The organism is Fusibacter sp., assembly GCF_057447755.1.
In genome coordinates, this window is the sequence record NZ_JBVBZF010000532.1 from 1 (window position 1) to 1,504 (window position 1,504).

Here is a 1,504-nt window from a genome sequence, read left to right on the forward strand (position 1 = left end):
AGCTTATTGACGATTGAAAGCATATTGGTTTGGACTTTTTTAGTGTCACCCGTTAACTGGAAAAGTGTGTCCTTATTACCAGTTAAAATATAGTCTTTTTCAAGAATTCTGAGTTTATTAATGGCCAATTCAGTCTTAATGGCCTCAGATAAAATATTATAAAGGGTTTCAACCTCATTTGCATCCCTAAAGCCAGCTTCACTTTTAAGTTTGAGATTTGTTTCGATTTCATCTTTTAGTGCGCCTATGGTTTCTGTTGCTCTACCAGCACTAAGACTTAAGTCAACAATAGAGTTAAGACGATCAGTTTTGAGTGTAGTATATCTGTTGAACTCGGTTTCATAATCCGTAATCAATGTTTCTATGTCAGTGATTTTTTCGAGTGTTGCAGGATTTTTTTCGTGATGTCTAACACTTGCTATGGCCTCGCTGATACTGGCAAGCTCTGTTCTGATGACATCCAAGTTTGTTGAATTACTGGTGAGTTCATATTGACTTTGGTTATATAGAACCGAGTCAATGCTTTTAACAATGCTGCTAACTAGGGTGTTTGTTTCAATAATATTGTTCAAATTGATAATGCCGTTAATGGTGAATAAGAGTGAAGAAACAATAATAACAAATAAAATGGCGTAACTCGTTAATAATTTTACCCTTACATTAAGAACTGATGTTTTTTGACTTCTTTCTGTTCCTTTTATCTTTGCTTTTTTAAAAGGAAGTTTGAAGTTTGGCATTTTAAATTTTACGTTTTTTGTGCTTTTAATTGATGCCCTTTTTTTCAAGCCCATTTTTACCTCCTACAGTTAACCCATGACTGATAATTGAGTGGAATCCCCTATGTGTCATAGTATGTATAATTATACCCCCACTATAATTATAAATTAAAAAAACTCAAAAAAACATTTTATTTTGTTAATGTTTAAAATTGTGTGTGATATTATTAATATTTTAGCATAAAAAGCCATATTTAGGGTAAACAATATATAAGACAAATCGATAGATTTGAACGTAGGTGACTACTATGAATGTAGCACGTAACAGTATGGAGGTGTTAGATATGTTAGAAATGAAAGCGATTGAGGTTGGTAGAGAACTGGTTATTCAAAGAAGAGTAACAGAGGAAGACACATCACTTAAGTATGGCAGTGGCAAAATTGAAAATCTATTTGCAACACCAAGACTTGTTGCATTGATGATTGAAGCAGGCTCTATGCTTGTGGATGAGAATTTGCCTGAAGGTTTTATATCGGTTGGTAAGCATGTTGAAGTTGATCATTTCAAACCAACAATGCTAGGGGGAACTGTTTCTGTAACGGTTAAGGTTGAAGCTTCAGATCAAACAAAAGTTGTTTTAAATATGGAAGCCTTTGATGAGATAGGCAAAATCGGAGAAGGTAAACATACGCGATATATTGTCAATCAATTGAAGCTACAGGAAAAAGCTGCATCAAGAGAAGCGGATATCCATCAACCCGAATATTAGAAAGATTTGCAAAATAGA

General features: G+C 33.8%; 2 protein-coding genes. One reads left to right on the forward strand and one right to left on the reverse strand.

What is annotated here, in order from left to right:
- Positions 1-791, reverse strand: a 791-nt coding sequence (locus AC220I_RS22455; protein ID WP_486726099.1) for a hypothetical protein, incomplete at its 3' end; no start/stop codon positions are given.
- 269 nt (positions 792-1,060) lie between these two features.
- Here AC220I_RS22455 and AC220I_RS22460 point away from each other — a divergent pair.
- The gene (locus tag AC220I_RS22460; protein WP_486726100.1) at positions 1,061-1,486 is read left to right on the forward strand and encodes a thioesterase family protein; all 426 of its coding nucleotides are present in this window, start codon (positions 1,061-1,063) and stop codon (positions 1,484-1,486) included.
- The last annotated feature ends 18 nt before the right edge of the window (positions 1,487-1,504 follow it).